At 48.8% G+C, this 19,963-nt stretch carries 17 protein-coding genes; 10 read left to right on the forward strand and 7 right to left on the reverse strand.

Annotation, left to right across the window (positions count from 1 at the left end; all coding sequences use genetic code 11):
* Positions 1-497 precede the first annotated feature (497 nt).
* Complete coding sequence (locus PN498_RS01300) at positions 498-2,408, forward strand: SLC13 family permease (protein ID WP_272060865.1); 1,911 nt, start codon at positions 498-500, stop codon at positions 2,406-2,408.
* A 37-nt stretch (positions 2,409-2,445) separates the two neighbouring features.
* On the opposite strand, the gene PN498_RS01305 is transcribed toward PN498_RS01300, so the two are convergent.
* The 5 genes from PN498_RS01305 to PN498_RS01325 all read right to left on the reverse strand — a co-directional run bounded on the left by PN498_RS01305 (position 2,446) and on the right by PN498_RS01325 (position 8,398).
* The gene (locus PN498_RS01305) at positions 2,446-3,651 is read right to left on the reverse strand and encodes a tetratricopeptide repeat protein (protein WP_272060866.1); all 1,206 of its coding nucleotides are present in this window, start codon (positions 3,649-3,651) and stop codon (positions 2,446-2,448) included.
* A 299-nt stretch (positions 3,652-3,950) separates the two neighbouring features.
* Positions 3,951-5,795 (reverse strand): R3H domain-containing nucleic acid-binding protein, encoded by a 1,845-nt coding sequence (locus tag PN498_RS01310; protein ID WP_272060867.1) that lies wholly within the window; start codon positions 5,793-5,795, stop codon positions 3,951-3,953.
* A 13-nt stretch (positions 5,796-5,808) separates the two neighbouring features.
* Positions 5,809-7,065 carry a circadian clock protein LdpA gene (gene ldpA, locus PN498_RS01315; RefSeq protein ID WP_272060868.1) on the reverse strand — a complete coding sequence of 419 codons (1,257 nt, stop codon included), beginning with the start codon at positions 7,063-7,065 and terminating at the stop codon, positions 5,809-5,811.
* Positions 7,066-7,289: 224 nt separating this feature from the next.
* Positions 7,290-7,763, reverse strand: a complete 474-nt coding sequence (locus PN498_RS01320) for an NAD(P)H-quinone oxidoreductase subunit N (RefSeq protein ID WP_272060869.1) — start codon at positions 7,761-7,763, stop codon at positions 7,290-7,292.
* 431 nt (positions 7,764-8,194) lie between these two features.
* Complete coding sequence (locus PN498_RS01325; protein WP_272060870.1) at positions 8,195-8,398, reverse strand: hypothetical protein; 204 nt, start codon at positions 8,396-8,398, stop codon at positions 8,195-8,197.
* Positions 8,399-8,759: 361 nt separating this feature from the next.
* On the opposite strand from PN498_RS01325, the gene PN498_RS01330 reads away from it, so the two are divergent.
* Positions 8,760-9,188: a photosystem I reaction center subunit II PsaD gene (locus PN498_RS01330; protein WP_272060871.1), complete on the forward strand. Its 429-nt coding sequence runs from the start codon at positions 8,760-8,762 to the stop codon at positions 9,186-9,188.
* 409 nt (positions 9,189-9,597) lie between these two features.
* The gene (locus PN498_RS01335; protein ID WP_272060872.1) at positions 9,598-11,139 is read left to right on the forward strand and encodes an anthranilate synthase component I family protein; all 1,542 of its coding nucleotides are present in this window, start codon (positions 9,598-9,600) and stop codon (positions 11,137-11,139) included.
* An 11-nt stretch (positions 11,140-11,150) separates the two neighbouring features.
* Here PN498_RS01335 and PN498_RS01340 read toward each other — a convergent pair whose 3' ends face one another.
* Entirely contained in the window at positions 11,151-12,446 is a 1,296-nt protein-coding gene (locus PN498_RS01340; protein ID WP_272060873.1) for a septal ring lytic transglycosylase RlpA family protein, read from the reverse strand.
* Positions 12,447-12,660: 214 nt separating this feature from the next.
* Here PN498_RS01340 and PN498_RS01345 point away from each other — a divergent pair, with 214 nt between their 5' ends.
* The 6 genes from PN498_RS01345 to PN498_RS01370 all read left to right on the forward strand — a co-directional run bounded on the left by PN498_RS01345 (position 12,661) and on the right by PN498_RS01370 (position 18,219).
* The gene (locus PN498_RS01345) at positions 12,661-13,476 is read left to right on the forward strand and encodes a M28 family peptidase (protein WP_272060874.1); all 816 of its coding nucleotides are present in this window, start codon (positions 12,661-12,663) and stop codon (positions 13,474-13,476) included.
* Between the two features lie 210 nt (positions 13,477-13,686).
* Positions 13,687-14,490: a glucose 1-dehydrogenase gene (locus tag PN498_RS01350; protein ID WP_272060875.1), complete on the forward strand. Its 804-nt coding sequence runs from the start codon at positions 13,687-13,689 to the stop codon at positions 14,488-14,490.
* 97 nt (positions 14,491-14,587) lie between these two features.
* A complete protein-coding gene (locus tag PN498_RS01355; RefSeq protein ID WP_272060876.1) occupies positions 14,588-15,469 on the forward strand; it encodes an SMP-30/gluconolactonase/LRE family protein in 882 nt (293 codons plus the stop codon).
* 423 nt (positions 15,470-15,892) lie between these two features.
* Positions 15,893-17,017 (forward strand): CapA family protein, encoded by a 1,125-nt coding sequence (locus tag PN498_RS01360; protein WP_272060877.1) that lies wholly within the window; start codon positions 15,893-15,895, stop codon positions 17,015-17,017.
* Positions 16,956-17,207: a hypothetical protein gene (locus PN498_RS01365; protein ID WP_334312212.1), complete on the forward strand. Its 252-nt coding sequence runs from the start codon at positions 16,956-16,958 to the stop codon at positions 17,205-17,207. The genes PN498_RS01360 and PN498_RS01365 overlap by 62 nt, the downstream gene beginning before the upstream one ends.
* Positions 17,208-17,334: 127 nt before the next feature.
* Entirely contained in the window at positions 17,335-18,219 is an 885-nt protein-coding gene (locus PN498_RS01370) for a hypothetical protein (RefSeq protein WP_272060878.1), read from the forward strand.
* Positions 18,220-18,397: 178 nt separating this feature from the next.
* Here PN498_RS01370 and PN498_RS01375 read toward each other — a convergent pair whose 3' ends face one another.
* Positions 18,398-18,952, reverse strand: coding sequence for a DUF2062 domain-containing protein (locus tag PN498_RS01375; protein WP_272060879.1), 555 nt, complete (start codon positions 18,950-18,952; stop codon positions 18,398-18,400).
* A gap of 468 nt (positions 18,953-19,420) precedes the next feature.
* Between PN498_RS01375 and PN498_RS01380 the strand changes: the two genes are divergently transcribed.
* On the forward strand, positions 19,421-19,957 hold the full coding sequence (locus tag PN498_RS01380) for a phycobiliprotein lyase (RefSeq protein ID WP_272060880.1): 537 nt from the start codon (positions 19,421-19,423) through the stop codon (positions 19,955-19,957).
* Positions 19,958-19,963: the final 6 nt, after the last annotated feature.

The raw sequence follows: 19,963 nt of genomic DNA on the forward strand, positions 1-19,963 counted from the left end.
CAATAGAGCCGGAGCGCGATCGCGCCCCGGCTCTATTGTGCTTAAGAATTATCGCTAGTCTTGCCGTAAACAATTTTGAGAACGGTAAGTGACGCCCCGGGCATAGCTGGGTACCTTACGGATTTTTCAGCATCCGTACTTTCTGGGAGCCGATCTTCAACTTATTTTCAGTATCTTCGGCTGGGAGACATCGCAAAAGGCAGAGGGAATATCCAAAGGTCAGCAGAAGCAAGCTTTTGAAGGTTACCCAGACTTTAGCGTTCTCAACAGCTTGAGCTAAACGACTACGGGACATCACGGTTCAGTTATCACGCATCTATCAAGAGTGACACAAGCACTGCGAGGCAATGCATCTAAGTCCTTATACTCGGAGCGCGAAGAAGTACGGTTTTGATGCATGACCTTGATGCAAGCTTCATTAAAACCGAGCTGAAGTTGGTGCGTATTTCATTTGTTTTGAAATACAATCTTGTTCAATCTGTGGCACAGGTATCTTTATGCAAACAGGGCGTGAACTTCGGCGGTGGTGGACCCAAAGACGGCAAAAGCAATTCCTCGCCTTGCTAATATTTGGCATCCTGAGTAGTTTTGCGATCGCAACTATGCAGCTCGTCGCCACCAATTCTCCTTTTGCAACACTGAGTTGGCAGGGATGGCTCACACTAGGCGTTACGGCACTTGCTTTCCTGGCAAACGCGATTACTGCACTGCCAGCTGAAATTATTTTCTTAGGAGCTGTCGCCGTCCTGTATCTCGCTGGGGTACTCGTAACCCCGCAGGCCCTGAGTGGGTTCAGCAACGATGGCATGGTCACAGTTGGTGTGCTGTACATCGTTGTGACAGGTTTACAACAAACGGGCGCGTTAGAGTGGATTTCGCAGAAACTGTTGGGTTTACCTAAAAGTCGTTCAGCCACCTTTGCCCGACTCACAGTTCCAGTCATGGTGTTGAGTGCATTTCTGAATAACACGCCAGTCGTAGCGATGTTTATTCCGGTGGTGAGCGATTGGTGCCGCAAGTTGCGAATTAGTCCATCAAAGCTCATGATTCCCCTGAGCTATGCTTCTATCTTTGGGGGACTATGTACGCTCATTGGGACCAGTACTAATTTGGTCGTTAGTGGCCTGTTGGTCAATGCCACTGACCATCCAGCGTTGGGACTCTTTGACATCACACCGGTCGGCTTGCCCTGTGCGATCGCGGGTCTGATCTTTCTTTTTGGTGCCCAGCGCTGGCTGTTGCCCAACCGTAAACCTGTTATGAGCGAACAGGACGACATGCGACAGTATACGGTTGAAATGGTGGTTGCCCCTCGAAGTCCTCTTGCCGGTAAAACGGTAGAGCAAGCCGGACTTCGTCATCTTCCAGGTCTTTATTTGGCAGAAATTGCTCGCGGCAACCAAATCATTCCAGCAGTCAGCCCTCAAGAAACGCTTCGAGAGAACGATCAGCTTATTTTTGTTGGCATTGTCGATTCCATTCTGGACTTGCAGCGACTAAGGGGCTTGGAACCTGCCACAGATCAAGTCTTCAAGCTCAATACACCTCGTACCGAACGGCGCTTGATTGAAGCGGTTGTTTCGAATACTTGCTCTCTAGTTGGACGCACCATTCGAGAAGGACAGTTTCGAACACGATATGACGCGGTCGTCTTGGCCGTTGCTCGAAACGGTGAACGATTGTCTGGAAAGATCGGTGACATTCGCCTTAAACCTGGGGATACCCTGCTACTAGAAACCCATCCTAGATTTTTAGAACAGCAGCGTGTTTCGAGTGATTTCTACCTCGTTAGCGATTTACCTGATTCTGAACCGCTGCGCCACAGCAAAGCCCCAATCGCGCTCGTCACGCTGCTATTAATGGTCGCTTTAGCTGGATTTGGCGTGCTGAGTATGCTGAAGGCCGCTATCTTAGCAGCCATCCTGATGTTGATAACCCGATGCTGTTCGCCCACTCGCGCTCTGCAAAGTATTCAGTGGTCTGTTTTGTTGGTAATCGCAGCAGCTTTGGCAATTAGTGAAGCGATGCAAGCAACAGGAGCAGCTGAGGCGATCGCGAATACCTTTCTGAGCATTGCGGGCAGCAATCATCTGCTGGCATTAGCAGTAGTTTACGGTATCACAATGCTATTAACGGAGACGATTACCAACAACGCTGCCGCCGCTCTCATGTTTCCCATTGCGCTTTCGGTAGCCGAAGGCTTGGGGGTAAGCTATATGCCCTTTGTGATTGCGATTATGATTGGCGCTTCAGCTAGCTTTTCCACCCCCATTGGTTATCAAACTAATCTCATGGTGTATGGTCCTGGAGGCTACAAGTTTACAGATTTCACCCGCATTGGCATTCCCCTCAATCTTCTATTTTGGGGACTTACAGTCCTGATTGCGCCTCTAGCCTACCCGTTCTAAGACGTCAGTAGATGCATTGTTCTTAGGACAGGTCAACCTATTCGGGTGTTAAGTCCGTGTCAGAGGTCGTGCTTTGGACACCGGAGCCGATGCCCCAGAATTCCATCAGGGCATCGACACGATCAACAGAAGACATATCCTCTTCTTGGAGGTAGAGATTACGTGCCCGATTGATGCTGCGAGTGGCCTGTGGTTTTAGACCTTCAGCCCATAGTGCCAGAGCCAGGTTGTAGTGTGCACCTGGATTGTTGGGAAAAGCCGAGATGACTTTACGGTAGGCAATAATCGCCTGCAGGTAGACGCCGTTCTCCAGATGCATAGCCCCCACAGCAGCCTGCGCTGGAATTAAATCCGGATCTGCATCCACAGCCCGCCGATAGTACCCATAAGCAGCTTCCTCATCACCCCGTTCCATTGAGATTTCACCTAGCAAAAACTGTGCTTCGGCTGCATTGCGATCTAGTTCAACGGCTGCCTGCAAATTGCGAAAGGCGGCATCGGTTTCTCCGAGGGCTAGCTGGGTTTCAGCAAGACCAATGTAAGATTCACTGCGGCTGGTGTCGATCGCCACGGCTCTCTGAAAGGCTGACCGTGCTGCTTCATACTCTTCCTGAATTAAGTACAGCGTCCCCAGTGCTTCATAAGCCTGACTGTTGCCAGGTGAACTGAAGGTCAGCATTTCGTAGGTTTCTAAGGCCGCCTCGTAATCGTCTTGAAGGATGTAGATGTTGCCCAGCCCCAGATAGGCATCAGCTGCTGCTGGGGACAGTTCAGTGATTGCTTCATAGGTTGCGATCGCATTGTCGTAATCTTCCAATTGCACATAGGCAAACGCCAAACCATAGCGGAAGGGTAGGTTATCTGGATCTAGAGAAATTGCTCGCTGATAAGGCGTGATCGCGTCTTCATACTGCTCTTGTTGCACGTAGAGATACCCAATGCCGGAATACAAACGGGCATTGCGAGGATCAATGCGAGTGGCTTCTTGATAAAGGGCGATCGCGCCAGAATAATCCCCCGCATCGACCTTGTCCTGACCATCGCGTAACAGCTCATCAAGGGCCTCTTGCTGCTGATCCGTCAGCGTTTGAGCTAAGAGGAATGAATGAGATGCCCCGTTAGACACCTCAGAAGCAAACGGTACTGATGAAACTAACGTCGAGGCTGTTTGAGCCTTACCTTCACCAGCTACCACGCAAATCAATGCACCCGCTAACAAAGGCATAAATCGTCGAAAAGTCACAATCAACCGTTCTCCTTCAAATGCAACAAAGGTGAGCCTCCTAGTACACTGCGGCAGAAATAGGCTCACCATTCAAAACACTGAGAAAGCTTATCTACCTTAGTTTTGAATTTTGAATTCCGCGTAGCGATACTAGGATAACCATTCGGAGGTATAGCTGTCGCCATTTCCGTTAGGACAAGACGGCAAGCTATCTAGCTAAAGCTATAGCCATACAGGTGCACCCATTACTGTCCCACAACATGGATAACGTTATTCTGCCACTGTCGTGGGACACTATCCCAGTTTTTCTTTCGAGACTATGCAGGATAAATCCGTAACCGACGGTTCGGTTCATCACCAAAGCTACAGGATTTGAGCCGGTAATGTTCGGCCAACTCATGCTGCATTTTGCGGATTCGGGCTGAGCGGGGCAGAAGTTCGACAGGCTGTCCCTTGGGAATAACGATTTGCTCGACCGCCAATCGAGCTTCTTCTAGAGCCTCTAGCTCATCGGCATCCTCATGAGGTGAGAGCAAGCTAAGGTTGGGCATCGATTCAACGCTGCTTTCATCCAGGTCCAACATTCGCTGAAGTGTTCGTACAATCTGCGGCATACTGTTCGATTTCACAGTATGAATGGGTAGATGCCGGACCTTTGCGATTTGTCGAAGCTTAGAATGATGCTTGACGTGCGATCGCAACGCTAATACAGCATCCGCAGCATCTAAGTCTTTCGTGAGTATTACAGGCAGCCGCAGCGTCTCAATCACCTGATCGAGATGATGTTTGCTGATGCCATAAGAATAGACTCGCAGAATATCCTCGCCGTTGGGGCCTATTTCTGGCTCAGGTGCTGAGGATAGAGCAGTTCCTGCATCGGTTGCTGAGTAAGCTAACGCTGCGTCATCCAAGGAATGATTGAGCATTGCTTCGAAGTCTTGCTCATCGGAAGAGAGGGGTAACCGTTCGACTGTGCCGCCTCCTTTAGGAGGCATCATTCGACCTGAGGAACGCCAGCCGCCAGTCTTTTTGAACCCCGTCACAGATGAAGATCGCCCTAGAATAGGCGTCGTTTTCTCCTTCGGAGTCTCAGTGGTGACGACGATTTCCCCTTGCTCGTTCACCGTCCGAATTTGAATAGCTGGCTTTCGTCCCCGCAGCAGAAAATCCACCGTATCCGACACATTTTCATGAACGACCCAACGCTGTCGTTCCAGCATTTCGATCGCAATGTCAAAGGTGGGTGGAGCTTTGCGTTCTAGAACACTCTTCTGACTTCCTCGCCGTCGAGCTTCATCGTCACCCAGGGTGACTGATTGAATGCCACCTACCAAATCAGACAAGGTTGGATTCTTGATCAAATTTTCTAGTTGGTTGCCGTGGGCTGTGCCAACGAGCTGCACCCCTCGTTCTGCGATCGTGCGAGCTGCTGTGGCCTCCAACTCAGTCCCAATTTCATCGATAACGATGACCTCAGGCATATGATTTTCAACCGCTTCGATCATGACCTGATGCTGCAATTCAGGTTTGGCAACTTGCATACGTCTGGCCCGACCAATGGCGGGATGAGGAATATCCCCATCCCCAGCAATTTCGTTAGACGTGTCAATAATGACAACGCGGCGATCTAAGTCATCGGCCAGTACCCGAGCAATTTCTCGCAAAGCCGTCGTTTTACCAACACCAGGACGGCCCAACATCAAAATAGACTGACCTCGTTCGACCAGATCACGAATCAGACCAATCGTGCCAAAAACGGCTCGACCTACCCGACAGGTCAAACCAATGACCTCACCCGAACGATTTCGAATAGCGCTAATGCGATGAAGCGTTTTTTCAATGCCAGCACGATTATCCCCACCAAAGAAACCAACTCTGTCGATGCAATATTGCAGATCTTCTTTGGTGACAACGGCGTCGGACAAATAGTCAGAACCGGATGGGAAACGAGCCTCAGGGCGTCGGCCTAAGTCAAGAATGACTTCAATCAGCTGATTAGCTTGACTATGCTGACGAATGAGAGCGGCTATGTCAGGCGGGAGGATGTGTATTAGCTGTTGTAAATCGTCGTACACCGCAGATTGGGAGCTTTGTTGAACACCTTTTTGTGAAGGAGAATAATTAGCAGAATCGAAGGACTGTGCGTCGTTTTGAAGGACCATAGCCTAAGCGAGTTTACTCAAATGACGATAAGTGAGGTGATGACCCACGAAGAGCCTCCACGTCAGAAAGCGAATGACCTACAGGTTCTGAAAGCGGTGCTAGTTGAGTGCTGTATGTGGTTTTTAGGGGAACCACAAGACTTTGGGCGAGTTGTACAGCTCTAAGCAGCTGCAAAGGAAAAGATTCAAGGCGATTTAGATCATAGGAAATGTTCCTGTTACAAAGTTGACTGGTAGACACGAACTTAGTCTGCTGAGGCAACGTTTCGTCAAGCAACGGACTTAACAAACGACGGGCAAAACTGCCGTAAGCAATGCCGCCAAAACTAGGTCTGTTCGGAGCTGTCCTAATTTCTGGCTGAGGCGAACCTGATTCGACAAGATCACTATTATCGGCTAGCTGCTTCAGCTTGGTTGCTGTGTGGGCGTTGGTGCCTCCAGCTAGCTGCACAAAACCTGGAGGTCCTGTTTGTAAGATTTTTTGACCATAGCGAACCGTGGCATGAGTCGTACCCTTACCCAGATCGCCACTCATGGGCCGTCCGTCTGTCTGCCAAATAAGCGGCATAGGAAGTGGCTGGATGGCCTTATAAAGTTGCCAGAGGTAGTCGCTCACAAATGGATGATCAGGGCAACTCACTGAAATTACCTTAAGTTGGTTAAGGTAGGGTTTGATTACCCACCATAGCGCCATGAAATCTTCATAGCGCCCTACTTGAGTGTGAATTTCGATCGCATCAACTTGACTTAACAACTCAGGTGCGATCGCCGAAACGGATGTCGGCCGAGTTACTGCCTCAATATGTTGGATTGGGCAGACGGGTAAACACCGACCGCAGCCATAGCAACGCGCCTCAATCACACCAGAAAAGGAGTCGTTGAAGGCGATCGCCTCAGCTGGACAAATCCTTTCGCAGGGGCGCGAACAATCTTCAGGACAGTGCTTAGGGTTAAAGACAGCTTTGCGAAAGTGGGGATCGTCTCCGTCGCTGAAACTCACCATCAAAAAGGGCAAATCATCAGGAAATGATGGACTTGTTTCGTTTAAGAATTCTTTGCTTTGCCGAAGATGAGAGACAACGCTCAGCGCCTCCCTAACCACGCTAACAACAGCAGGATCAGCGGCGACGTCAATGCAATCAGCACCTGCCAAAGCGTAAGCAAGCGCTAAATTGCGGATCGAAGGAAGGTGTTGATAGCTAGCTCCACAAATTAATTTGAACCAGCAACCTACCTGTAAAGAACGTAGGGGTCGATAGTTTACTCTCACCCTTTTATCTTAGAGAATTTACGGGAATTGGGCTATTTCTTATCCATCGGTATCTTGCAACAGAACCTCGAAGCTGAAAAGACTTTGTAACGTTTGGTAAAAAACCGAAAATAGCCTCCATCAGACCGTACATCACTGATAGAGGTGAAGGCATTCAGATTGGCGAATGTTCCTCCACATATAGAGGACGCTGCAAAAACTTTTACCTATGGAGCAAAAGAGAATTACGCCGCTAATTCATTTTTCAGGGGTTGCCAACTGAAGACGCGATCGCCTCCCATCTCCAACACCACTTTCACATTGGGCATCGCTGTCGGCAATTGAGTCAAATAAGCAATTTCTTGCTGAGATAAGATATTGCCTTCAATCAGCCAAAGAACCAGTCCCTTTGCTTTTTGGGGAAGCTGTTCCAAGCGATAGTTCACGACTGGGGGAATGTAGTAGCGATATCCAACAGCGGCTGACTGTCCAATGGTCTTTTTGCCCAAGTGAGCTGGACGTACGCCATGAACGTCAGTCAAATAAGCTGATAAGTCACCTAATCCTTTGACCGTTAGGTTGATGGATTCGTAACCAGCAGCCCGCAATCGCCGCTGATATCTCCCCTCAAAGCCACCCTCTAAAGGAGCCCTGACGGCAAGAGCACCAGAAGTCTCCAAATCACGTATGAATTTCTTACCAGTGATGAGCAGTGGCATAGTGCTACTTATTCCTTGAATGGCTTTAGTCCTATCACCCTATCGTACTGGTTAACGACGGCAAGCGTCTTTGAGTAGAGATTGCTCTTTTTTATAAATCCTGTTGGTTTAACTTTTCTGTTTTGAGCTTTAGGAACAAAAGCGAAGGATAACAGCGTCTAACTCAACTTGATTAGGACCCGTAAACAAGGGTTGCTTAATTCCATATATAGCCCACAGAGGGCGTTACGTCTTAACTACGCGCGATCGCGCAAATTAAATGGGGCAACGAATGCCCCATAAAAATAGCTTTATCCACCTAAACTTATGCACTGAATAGCACCCAGGTGCCTAGTGCATGACTAGATGGCTTGCCGTCTTGTCCTAGCGGAACGGGTAACGGCTATAAAACTCAACTTTTAGCTTTAGCAAATAAACGGTAAACGAAAACCCTATTTCAGTAGCCGGGTGATTCGGACGTCAAATTCGGACGCCTTAGGATGAATACCAGTGGCCTTAGATAAAGCTGCTTCATCAGCACCTTCAAGCGACAAAGCATCTACTTCGTAACGATCTGTATAAATCAAGGAAGAGGCGGCACCCTGGCTGCCGACATACTCTTTGATGTCCACAAAAGCCTCATAAGTATGGCTCATTGCTCTGCCCTCCTGGCGTTTGAGCGTTTTCTTCAATGCAAATTCAGTATAAAAAACAGCCCCTCCTCAATCTGGAGGAATCAATCCTTCTTGAAAAGCCTTAACATTAAGTCGCGTTTAAGATAACAAGCGAGTTAAATAATGAATTTTTGTTGCGCCTGTCTTTTCGAAAGGAAAAAATAGGTGCTGTGGCAACACTGCAACCTTGCGTCATTGGAGCTAGCTCTGCCAATTGCTTCAACCCTATGCATTGAGAGATTGAAGGTCTATCTGAAGAACTGTTACTTTTCCTCAATAAGTCGATATATGCCCCTGTGCCCGGTGATACGATGCCGTCAAAACGGTTGAGAGAGAACGTTTTATGGCAGAGACTCTGACTGGACAAACACCTAAATTTGGCGGTAGTACTGGCGGCTTGCTGACAGCAGCTTCCGTCGAAGAAAAGTACGCCATTACTTGGACCAGTTCCAAGGAGCAGGTTTTTGAAATGCCCACTGGTGGGGCCGCAATCATGAATGAAGGTGAGAACCTTCTGTATCTAGCTCGCAAAGAGCAGTGTCTAGCCTTAGGCACTCAGTTTCGCACTAAGTTCAAGCCTAAGATCCAAGACTACAAAATCTACCGAATCTATCCGAACGGCGAAACGCAGTATCTGCATCCTGCTGATGGCGTCTTCCCTGAGAAGGTCAACGAAGGTCGTGAGACCATCGGTAAGAAAGACCGTAACATCGGCAAAAATCCTGACCCTGCAACTATTAAATTCAGTGGAAAGGAGCCTTACGAGGTTTAGGTCTGCGAATCGAGCTGTTCACATCAATTAATCGCATTAGCAGGGGTGTAGCAGGGCTATGCTCCTGTTTTTTGGTTTTGGTGAGTCAATCGTCATTCCCTTAGAATGCTATGACAATGTTGGCCACAATAAGGACGATTAAAACGCTAGAACCTCAAGCTGACTCAATACTTTGTAAATTCATTTCCTAGTAGATGGCTTTGGGCCTCGATCCCCCTAATCCCTTTGAAAAGGGGACAGTTCAATTCAGATGATGAATACCCCCCTTTTCCCAGGGACGGCGACACCGAGGATTTCTCAGCCTCCTAAAGTTGAAGGTTCAAAAAGTACTTAAGATTTAGTTCACCCTTCCGCCATCGATCGCTCCAGTATCATTTGTTCCGGCTCCACTTACGATTTTCCCATCTCAATGATTTTTCCTACCCTAGAGAAATTCACGAAGCTTGCGTCTCAAGGCAATTTTGTACCCGTTTATCAAGAGCTGGCGGCTGATTTAGATACGCCTGTTTCAGCGTGGCATAAGGTTTGTGTGGACGCTCCCTACAGTTTTCTGCTGGAATCGGTTGAAGGGGGAGAAACACTGGGCCGATATAGTCTCTTGGGATGTGATCCTCTCTGGGTGCTCGAAACGCGAGGCAGTGTGACCACGCAAACCTTCCGAGACGGCACAGTCAAAACCTACAGCGGCGACCCATTTGCTGTTCTGCCAGAGTGCTTGGCTCCCTATCAGCCCATCAAACTACCAGAGCTGCCGCCAGGCATTGGCGGCCTGTTTGGATTTTGGGGCTATGAGCTAATTCAATGGATTGAACCCACAGTTCCTATCTACGATCGCACTGATACCGACCTGCCAGACGGTCTGTGGATGCAGGTGGACAGTCTGCTTATCTTTGACCAAGTGAAACGAAAAATATGGGTTATTGCCTATGCCGATCTGCGACAGCCTAGAAGAAATTTGCAAGCCGCTTATGGAGAAGCCTGCGATCGCGTCCAAGTCCTTGTCCAGAAGCTAACTGCACCCCTGACGGGACTTCAGCCCCTGACCAATTGGCAGCCCCCAGGAACCGATCAGCCTCGCTCAGGCTTGGACTACAAGAGTAATCGCACTCAAGCTGAATTTTGCACCGCTGTCCGAAAGGCTAAAGACTATATTCAAGCCGGTGACATCTTTCAGGTCGTCGTTTCTCAGCGACTCACAACTCACTACGACGGCAATCCCTTTGACCTCTACCGCTCGCTGCGCTTAGTTAATCCATCGCCCTACATGGCCTATTTCCACTTCAAAGATTGGCAACTGATTGGATCAAGCCCAGAAGTCATGGTGAAGGCCGACAATGCACCCGATACAGAGATCTCCAAAATTGCAACGGTACGACCGATTGCAGGTACTCGCCCTCGCGGTAAAACGGTCTCGGAGGATGCCGCTTTTGCAGAAGATCTGCTAGCAGACCCCAAGGAGATTGCTGAACATGTCATGCTGGTGGATTTAGGGCGTAACGACTTAGGACGGGTCTGTGAAAGCGGTAGCGTCAGCGTCGATGAGCTTATGGTAATCGAGCGTTACTCCCATGTGATGCACATCGTAAGCAACGTGATAGGGCAGCTATCATCGCATAAAACGGCTTGGGATTTGCTCAAAGCGTGCTTTCCCGCAGGAACGGTCAGCGGCGCGCCTAAAATTCGCGCCATGCAAATCATTCACGAGTTGGAACCCGATCGCCGGGGTCCCTACTCGGGAGTCTATGGCTACTACGATTTCGAAGGGCAGCTTAATACGGCTATCACAATTCGAACCATGATTACTCGACCGGCAGCAGAAGGCGGATATGCCGTCAGCGTGCAAGCTGGGGCAGGCTTGGTCGCTGATTCAGTGCCTGAGTCGGAATTTCAGGAAACCCTAAACAAATCTCAGGGCATGTTAACTGCGATCCGAAGCCTGCAAGGCAAATAGGCCAAACCGCATCACTCTACTGGATTCGCTGCGATGACTTGGTTTAGATCGGGCTTTTCGACAGTTTCCAAGATGACCGCCTCGTAGGGAATGACACCATTATGAGTGCTTCCCAAGCAGTAGGCTGCCGCTTTTGAGAGATCCAGCGATCGCTGCCCCACGTAAGGACCGCGATCGTTGATACGAACGATGACTGATTTGCCGTTGAGCCGATTGGTCACTTTGAGATGGGTATTGAACGGCAGGGTTTTGTGGGCAGCCGTCAGCGTATTTTCATCAAATATCTCACCGTTGGCAGTTTTGCGTCCATGAAACCCAGGACCATACCAAGAGGCCGTGCCATAAAGCACTTTGGAAGTCTCTGCTAAGCCACTGATCGCCATTTGGACGTCTGTCAAACCTAAAGGGGCTTCGTTGAACGCCAAGCGCAAGTTGTTGACCCACTGCACAGCAATCTCAGTCGCAGGAACTTCGGGGTGCGATCGCATGGTTTCATCCACCACAAAAAGCATCTCGCCACCGTAACCCGCCCCAGCAAAATTGGAGCCAATAATAGGGCGAATCTGAGATGGCTCTAGCTTTCCTTCTTGCAGCAGATTCCTCAACTTTGTAGCAATTTTATTGGCAGACACCTGACCAGAAACGTCACCAATAAAACGATTGTGAACCCAGACCTGAGTTTTGGGAGCCGCTTTCAGCGCGAGCGGGACAGACTGATAGGGGACAGCGCCCTCTTGAAAGCAGGCGTTATCGAACTCAACTTGCCAGTCTTGAGGCAGGGGTTCCACTGCTGTCTCGGTACGAACGGCAGCTACGGCAGTCCAACTATCCCACCTTTCATCAATTAAATCTGGCTCAGCCTCTTCCGATTCCTCTGGCGGTAATTCCAAAGCACTTTCAGAGGACCCTTTAAGACTAGTTAGTCCAGCACTTATAGCAGGAACTAAAGTGACGAACTGATCTTCAGAAGAGACAGATTCATCCAATGACTCTGCTCGACTTAGATTTGGCAGCAGCCAGCTAGCAGACGTCACATAGCTGCGGTAAATCGTGTTTACATCTGAAGCTGAAACTATCCGACGGTAGGCGGGCATTAGGGAGTTCAACCAAGCAGCCGTCCCTTCAGTTGCCACTGAAGGGTGCTGTTGGGATTCTCGCCCAATGACATCTGAAGCGATCGCCATAACAGATGATGAATGAAGGATAGATGCAGCCCAAAAGATTCCTAAAATTTCCATAGCAGTATGGCAGAAGCCTAAATAGTGAATCAGCACCACAGGGAAAGTCGAGAAATGAATCCGTGACATCGGATACAAATTCACAGGCTTTTTAGTATAGACATGTGATGATCATTTGGGGATCGTTAGTCCCTTTGTACTACATGCTGCAAGCAAACGGGCTCAATGGTTTCTGAGCAATCTTAAGATTTAGTAAACTCTTTTCACCATGAAGCACCATTCGAGGCTCAATCTTGATTCAAACTTTACAAAAGAAGCCCTTCGCCCTCGAATATTAAGTCACTTGAATCAATTGACTGGTGATCGCGATCCCTTTTTAGCGTCAGGTTCTCATTGGCTAGTTCAGCAGTACATTCGAGCTCAGTTCTCTAAGTGGGGCACGGCTGAAGCCTATCCGTTCGAATTCAGAGGTCAAACTTACACCAACTGGGTTTTGCGCTTGCCCAGTCAGACGATCTCCTCAAAGGCGCCGCTGATAGTGGGCGCTCACTATGACGCAGTGCCAGGAACACCAGGAGCTGACGATAATGCCAGCGGTGTTGCGGTTCTGCTAGAACTTGTTCACTATTTCGCACATCATCCTCCAGCTGTGCCTATCTGGTTTGTGGCTTTCGATTTAGAGGAATACGGTCTTTTGGGGAGTTGTGCTTATGCGGAAACCCTGCGGCAGGAGCGACAGCCTGTGCGCCTCATGCTATCGCTGGAGATGTTGGGCTATTGCGATCGCGCGTCTAACAGTCAGCACTATCCGTCTCCCCTGCTCAAGCGCCTATATCCTGACACGGGAGATTTCATTGCACTGATAGGCAACTGGGGCATCATTCCAGTTATGAGGAGCTTGGGTCAGCACATCAAACGGGCAGGGACAGCTTGTGAATGGTTACCTGTTGTCAACGGTGGCAAGATGATTCCCGCAACGCGGCTCAGCGATCACGCTTCGTTTTGGGACTGCGGATATCGGGCCATGATGGTGACAGATACAGCTTTTTTGAGAAACCCTCACTATCATCAGCCTAGTGATTGTGTTGAGACGCTGGATTTGGATTTCATGGCTCAAATTTGCCAGGGGTTGATTATGGGATTGCGATCCTTTGTTTGAGTGGTGTACTGCTGTATGGGCAAAACCTTGTCTTAGGTGTGATGTACCCTATGTGTGATTTGGTGAATTGATGTCTAGCCGTTGCCCGTTCCGTTGTTCTGCATCTCCTTCCTATCTCCCTCTATTAGGAGATGCTTTGCAGCCGCAAACTCACTAGATTCTTGGGTGTTGTAGACGATTAATGGTTGCACTGTAGGACAAGCCACAAATATGAAGGGATTAAAGGGCAAAGCTGCGATCGTAACGGGTGCAAGTTCCGGCATCGGGCAGGCGATCGCCATCCGACTTGCGGAAGAGGGTTGTCATGTCGCAATCAACTACCGAGGTGACCTTGAAGGGGCTAAATCGACTGAGACTGATGCTCAGCAAGCAGCTAAAGCCAATGGTCATGAAGTCAAAACCCTCATTGTGCAAGCGGATGTCTCCAAAGAGGACAATATCCAAGCTCTGATGTCGAAGACAACTGAAGCTTGGGGTGGCTTCGACATTTTGGTCAACAACGCAGGCATTCAAACTGAAGAGGAGTCTCATAAGGTTTCGACGGATGCTTTTGACAAAGTGATTGGCGTTAACTTGAGGGGAGCCTATTTGTGTGCTCGTGAGGCAGTTCAGCAGTTTCTGAAGCAGCAGAAGCAAGGCAGCATCATTAATGTCTCCAGCGTTCACGAAATTATTCCACGTCCGCTCTACGTCAGTTATTCAATCAGCAAAGGGGGTATGGGCAACATGACCCGGACCTTAGCGCTAGAGTATGCTCGCAGTGGCATCCGCGTGAATGCGATCGCACCCGGTGCAACGGAAACTCCCATCAATTCAGATTGGGTTGATGATCCGAAGAAAGAAGCTGAAGTGAACAGCCACATCCCGATGGGACGACCTGGAACACCGGAAGAAATGGCTGCGGCAACTGCATTCTTGGTCTCAGATGAAGCAGCTTACATCACAGGGCAGACGCTCTATATCGACGGCGGGCTGACCCTGTATGCCGACTTCAGGGAACCCTGGTCTGCATAAGATAAGAGATGAAGGGAGATTACCTCATCTCAAGGTTTCAAAAGCGGCTCCCGTTACTTTGGCTACTGACAACGCCCTCTAGTTAGCGCGTCTAAAAATGGATTACCATTCTTGCCCTCAGAATGTCTTGAGCGCCCGTGCTCGTTTAGGAGAAGGCCCCATCTGGGACAACCAACGGCAAGTGCTCTATTGGGTGGATATTTATAATCGCCGGGTCCACACATTTGATCCGGCCACTGCTGAAGACTTGTTTGTAGAAATTGATACGGTTGTCAGTGGTCTATTTATTGCCGATGAGCACCAGGTCATCATTGCTCAAGAACACGGTTTGAGCTTTCTAAACTTGCAAACAGGCTCCGTTAAACCGCTCGTTTCTGTGGAGAAGGACAAGCCAAACAATCGTTTGAATGATGTGCGATGCGATCGCAAGGGTCGGCTATGGATTGGAACCATGAACAACCATGAGCAACCCGAAGCTAATCTCTATCGCTATGACCCCGATGGCTCTTTGCACCCCATGGAAACGCGATTAACCATCTCCAACGGTTTGGGTTGGAGTCCTAATCAGAAGACATTTTATTTAACGGATACCCCCCGCAAAACTATCTACGCCTATGAGTTTGATCTGGAAACTGGAAAAATTAGCGCCCGTCGCCCTCTTATTAATCTGACCCACGAACCTTTTTATCCTGACGGACTGACGCTTGATTCTGAAGGCTGCATCTGGTCAGCGATGTGGAATGGGTGGTGTGTGATTCGGTTTGACCCCGATGGCAAAGAGATGGGACGTATTCAGTTGCCTGTACCATTAGTCACCTCATGTACCTTTGGTGGCGCGGATCTTACGGATTTATTTATCACAACCGGATCGGCAGGGCTAAGTCAGGCAGAACTGAAGCAAAGCTATGAAGCAGGCGACCTCTTTTGCTTGAACACCGATGTTAAAGGATTGCCGAGCGATCGCTACGGTCCGTCCTAACCCTTAACTATTACGATGCGTATCGTACATCGCTTTCAGTATTAAAAATCCTTGCATTCTTTCATCACATCACGTCAATTGCATGAATGTGTAGAGATTGCAGTTTTTATCAAAAGGCACAGATAATGGTCACTTTTTTACGAAACGCCTTTAATGTCGTCGTCACTATTTTTCTGGTAACCTTCATTGTTCTCAATCTGGTTCAGATTGGAAAATATTTGCTGTCTTCTCAAGGCTTAATTTAAGAATGTTGGGTTAATCGTGGCTATAGCCTTAGCCATCTAGGACACTACGGCAGAATATGCTCACCACTCAAAACACTGGGAAAGCTTATCTGCTTTGGGGAAACGCACTACCGCGCCCACTCCACGAATTTGGCTGGGGGCTGAACTCGTTGTCTTGCCGTCATTTGGCATATCCATAATGACAGTCTCTGGTCCTATAGGGCTTACTCCTCAGTTTTCAACAGTCCTTCAACAGGAGACCTGTCGGGCGATCGCAACCTATCTCAATGAAGCAATCGCCCTGCACCCACCACTGACTGTCACGGGGCAGCCACCTTGTCTCCAAATCTATTTACCTTCTCAGCATGTCTGCTCAATTGCCTCGGTCTTGTTTCAAGTTGAGAACAACCTGAAAGCGCTGCAAGGTACAAAATATTGGGACATCTATATATATGTCGTCACTGGTAACGCCGATGGATCGCCTCCTCGCTTGGCTCACCATGCACTGTTGGAGCGATCGCAATCTACGTTTCAAGGAGCAGATTCTGTTCCATTTCAGCCTCTTCAGCCTCATAGTCTGCTCGACCCAAGACTCTATTCGAGTTCTCACAGGGTGTCCAAGGGAGCGGCTCATACGGTCCGTTATCCTTATATAACGAAGCGGCGTATTGTAAAGAGCCATCTTCGCAGACAGTGGTTATTTTTAGGAGCGATCGCACTTAGCGTTGCCAGTTTTGCCCTTGGAAGTTGGATCGCCAGCAGTGGATTGCGCTCATTCCGTATCGCTCTAATAAGCAACACTCTGTCTTCTCGCTGGGTAGACTCAAGCACATCACTGGTCGAACCTATGCCATCTTCCAGTGCAGAAACCACTCAACCTTCCTCCATCGAAATAGCCCAACCGCCGCTGCAACCCATCACCGAAAATACTGGACTTGGTGCTGCCGCAAATGTGCTAGCAGTCCCTCCTCCAGCTCCAGCCGCCGTCAAGCTCAAAGCGGTTGGGGACATTATCCCTGGCACGAACTATCCCGATTATCGAATCCCCAATGACCCGAACGCTCTATTCAGCAGTGTTCAAATGTTTTTGGGAGAGGTGGATCTTCTTTTCGGCAATTTCGAAAGTACTTTGACTAACCATCCCTACAGCGCCAAAGACATCAGTCGAGGCATGACCTTTGCATTTCGTACCCCACCCGAGTTTGCCTCAGTACATAGAGCTGTATCAAGACAAGCTTATTGCCTACTCCTTAGGGAACTTTTTGGGTTACCGTACCCTATCGACCGTAGGTCCCCTCGGGCAGTCTCTGATTTTACACGTTGAACTCGATGAAACGGGTAGCTTTCTACGTGGGCGCATTATTCCCGTAGCACTTGACAACAATGGCGTTCCCTACATCGATGACTTCTTCGCGAGCGTAACCCTAGTTCGACAGCTCACCCTTAAAGACTTTCCTAACACGCCTCTCGAAATTGATCAGATGGGCTACATCGTCAGAACTGATGAGCCTTAGCGGGGTCTGGGCAATCGGAAAACCCTTGGCATAATTACGAATTTCATCAGTTCTGAGATAGGAATTGCACAGATCAAAACAATCAGTAGACTTAGACGTAGATTTTGACGGTTAAGGACGACTGAAGATGCGATCGCAGCTGGTTTTGGTAGGGACTTTCACATTCTGTTTAGTGGCGATCGTAGGCACCTGCCGACAGCAGCCTGTCACCTCTCGAACAACTACTGAAACCGAACAGCATACCATTGGCAGCTTGAACCAGCCTCTGACCAGTGCGGCTTCTGCACAGTCTACAACGCCGTTTATTGAGTCACCGAATGCTTCGGAGACGCCCTTCACTCCATCGGAATCACCAAATCCCAGAAATTCACAGGAATCGATTTCAGACGCTCGCGCCACTTCGCCCACAGCCGATGAGGACTTGGAAGGACAAACCGCTACCATTACAGCTCAAAACCCCAATGCTGAAGTGAATGTGCGATCGCTCCCTTCGGTTGCCAGCGATCCTATTGGCTATGGCCACGTGGGCGACACCGTGATTTTAGGTCGTTCAGAGGTGGAGGAGGGCGGTGCGACGTGGCACTATGTCACCTTTCAGGACGCACCAACAGCAGGTTGGATTCGGAGCGATCTGCTGGAGATTCAGGCAACTCCGCCATCGATCGTTGTCGACCCAACGGTGAATACTAAGGCTCAAAGTGAGATTTTGCATAAAGCTTTAGACGAGCGATGTGGTGATGTGCGAGCGATCGAAGCGTACTTTGTCACCCAAAGCCATACTATTTACGTCTGTAAGGTCCGCAACCAGCGCCATTACCTTTCCCAAGAACAGGGTACTGAACAGATCATCACTGCCGACGATGTGGAAATGCTAGGAGGTGGATACATCATTGCCAATGGCGACTTTGAATATCGACTGGACTCCAGCAGCCTCACCGTGGTTCGGGTCAATGATTCAGGACGTCAAGAAGAAATCTTGCAGGAAGCGGTCGTCTACTCTGAACGCTATTAGCTAGGTCGTATGGCGTTACTAAGTCAAAACCTTCCAACTATACCTAACGACACTCTTCGTCCTGTAGATTCAGTCTTTAGGAACGGGAACTTATTTAAGTATCAACTTTGAGCTTTGGATTCGCCGATGACTCAATCATTCAAAACTCAAAACTGAGAACTTAAAATTCATTCATTCCTTATCCTTGTTCTCGACCACGCTGAAGTTTTCGGTACCGCTTTTGTGCACGTCGAATGAGCGGTAAGCCTAAAAAGTAGCTCAAAATGCCAAATATGAGCCCCATCACCAAGCTCCCCAACATGAGCGAAATGCCGACGTCTGCACCGGTTTCGACCCATGATTTAAGCGATTCAACATCGGTGAAGGGATTAACTGCGGGACGCCTCAAAATCCAGCTTCCTAGTTGATAATTGAAAGCATAGATGGGTAGATAAGTCAGCGGATTACTAATCCAGGTGCCGCCCGCCGCGAGTAGGGGGTTACCTTTGATGCGAAGCGCGATCGCAACACCGATAATCGTCTGCAAACCAAACAATGGGAACATGCCAGCAAAAACACCTGCTGCCAGTCCCCTTGCCAGCTCTTTGGGATGTCCTCGGAGCCGAATAAATCTGAGATAAATGTAGCGAGTACGCCTCGCAATCCGTTCATTGAGAGAACGCTGTCGCTTTCGGGATAGGGACTGCGGAGTTGGCACGGATAAGGGTGGCTCAGGTAGCTGGGTGGGCGGCACTGGCAGTAACTTTGAATCCTAAAGAGAATGCTAATTCCTTCCATTCTAAGGTTTCCAGCATCTCGATTAGGGCACCCTCAAGACAAGCCTAACTAATTCTATAGCGATTGTTAATTTTTCGTGAACGCTACTGGTATAGTCGCCGTCAGTTCCGTCAGGACTAAACGGCAAGCTACTGAGATAGTACTCGACGGCGGAAATATATGCATTATTCCAAATACTAAAAATTCCACTATGAGGCAGTTTTGCATTCTGCATTTTGCATTCCGCATAGCGGTACCAGGTATCTGAATGCTATTGGGTACACAAACCTAGATGGCTGAAGCTAGATATTTTCGCAGCGAAGACTATTCCTGTCTGTAGTTGTCAATTTAAAGACAGATCGATAGCATTGTCTTAGGTTACAAAAATTAACAACCTCTAGAACGCTTTTTATTTGCGCATTGTCATTTTTATTGGCTCAAGTTCATGCCTTATTCCCTTGACACAGCTCGTATTCTTGCTGAACCGCTCGTTGCTTCGTTTTTTAGAACGTGTGAAGGTGATTGGCGTTCCAAACGGCGTTACTACACCTTAAACAATGGCGATGTTCAGGAAGTTATTAGCTACATCACCATTCGTTTTTTGGAGTCTGGAAGTGATGAATTGCATCAACTACACGCAATGCATGAACTTCCTAGCAGCCATTCCTTAGTTTGTGGTGCTCAGGTGACTTGGGAGAGTAACTATCCCCAAACTAACAAGAAGCCTGTCAACGGCTCGACAATCTTTGGTATTAAAGGGTCAACGCTGTATCGCGATCGCGGCTTCGCTACCTCTAAACCAGTCACCGCCGACTTCACGTTTCGTGATGCCCGCACAATGGTTCTAAAAACAGCCTATAGCGGTTCTAGCTTTGAAGAGGAGATCAAGCTGATTGGTGATCGCACTCGTACACGACAAACCATCATCTCGCGGGCAGGTGAGGAAATCATGATCGGTCAATACCTAGAACAGCGCATCTGACTATAG

Origin of the sequence: Oscillatoria sp. CS-180 (genome assembly GCF_028330965.1) — a bacterium.
Taxonomy (GTDB): domain Bacteria; phylum Cyanobacteriota; class Cyanobacteriia; order Phormidesmidales; family Phormidesmidaceae; genus Halomicronema.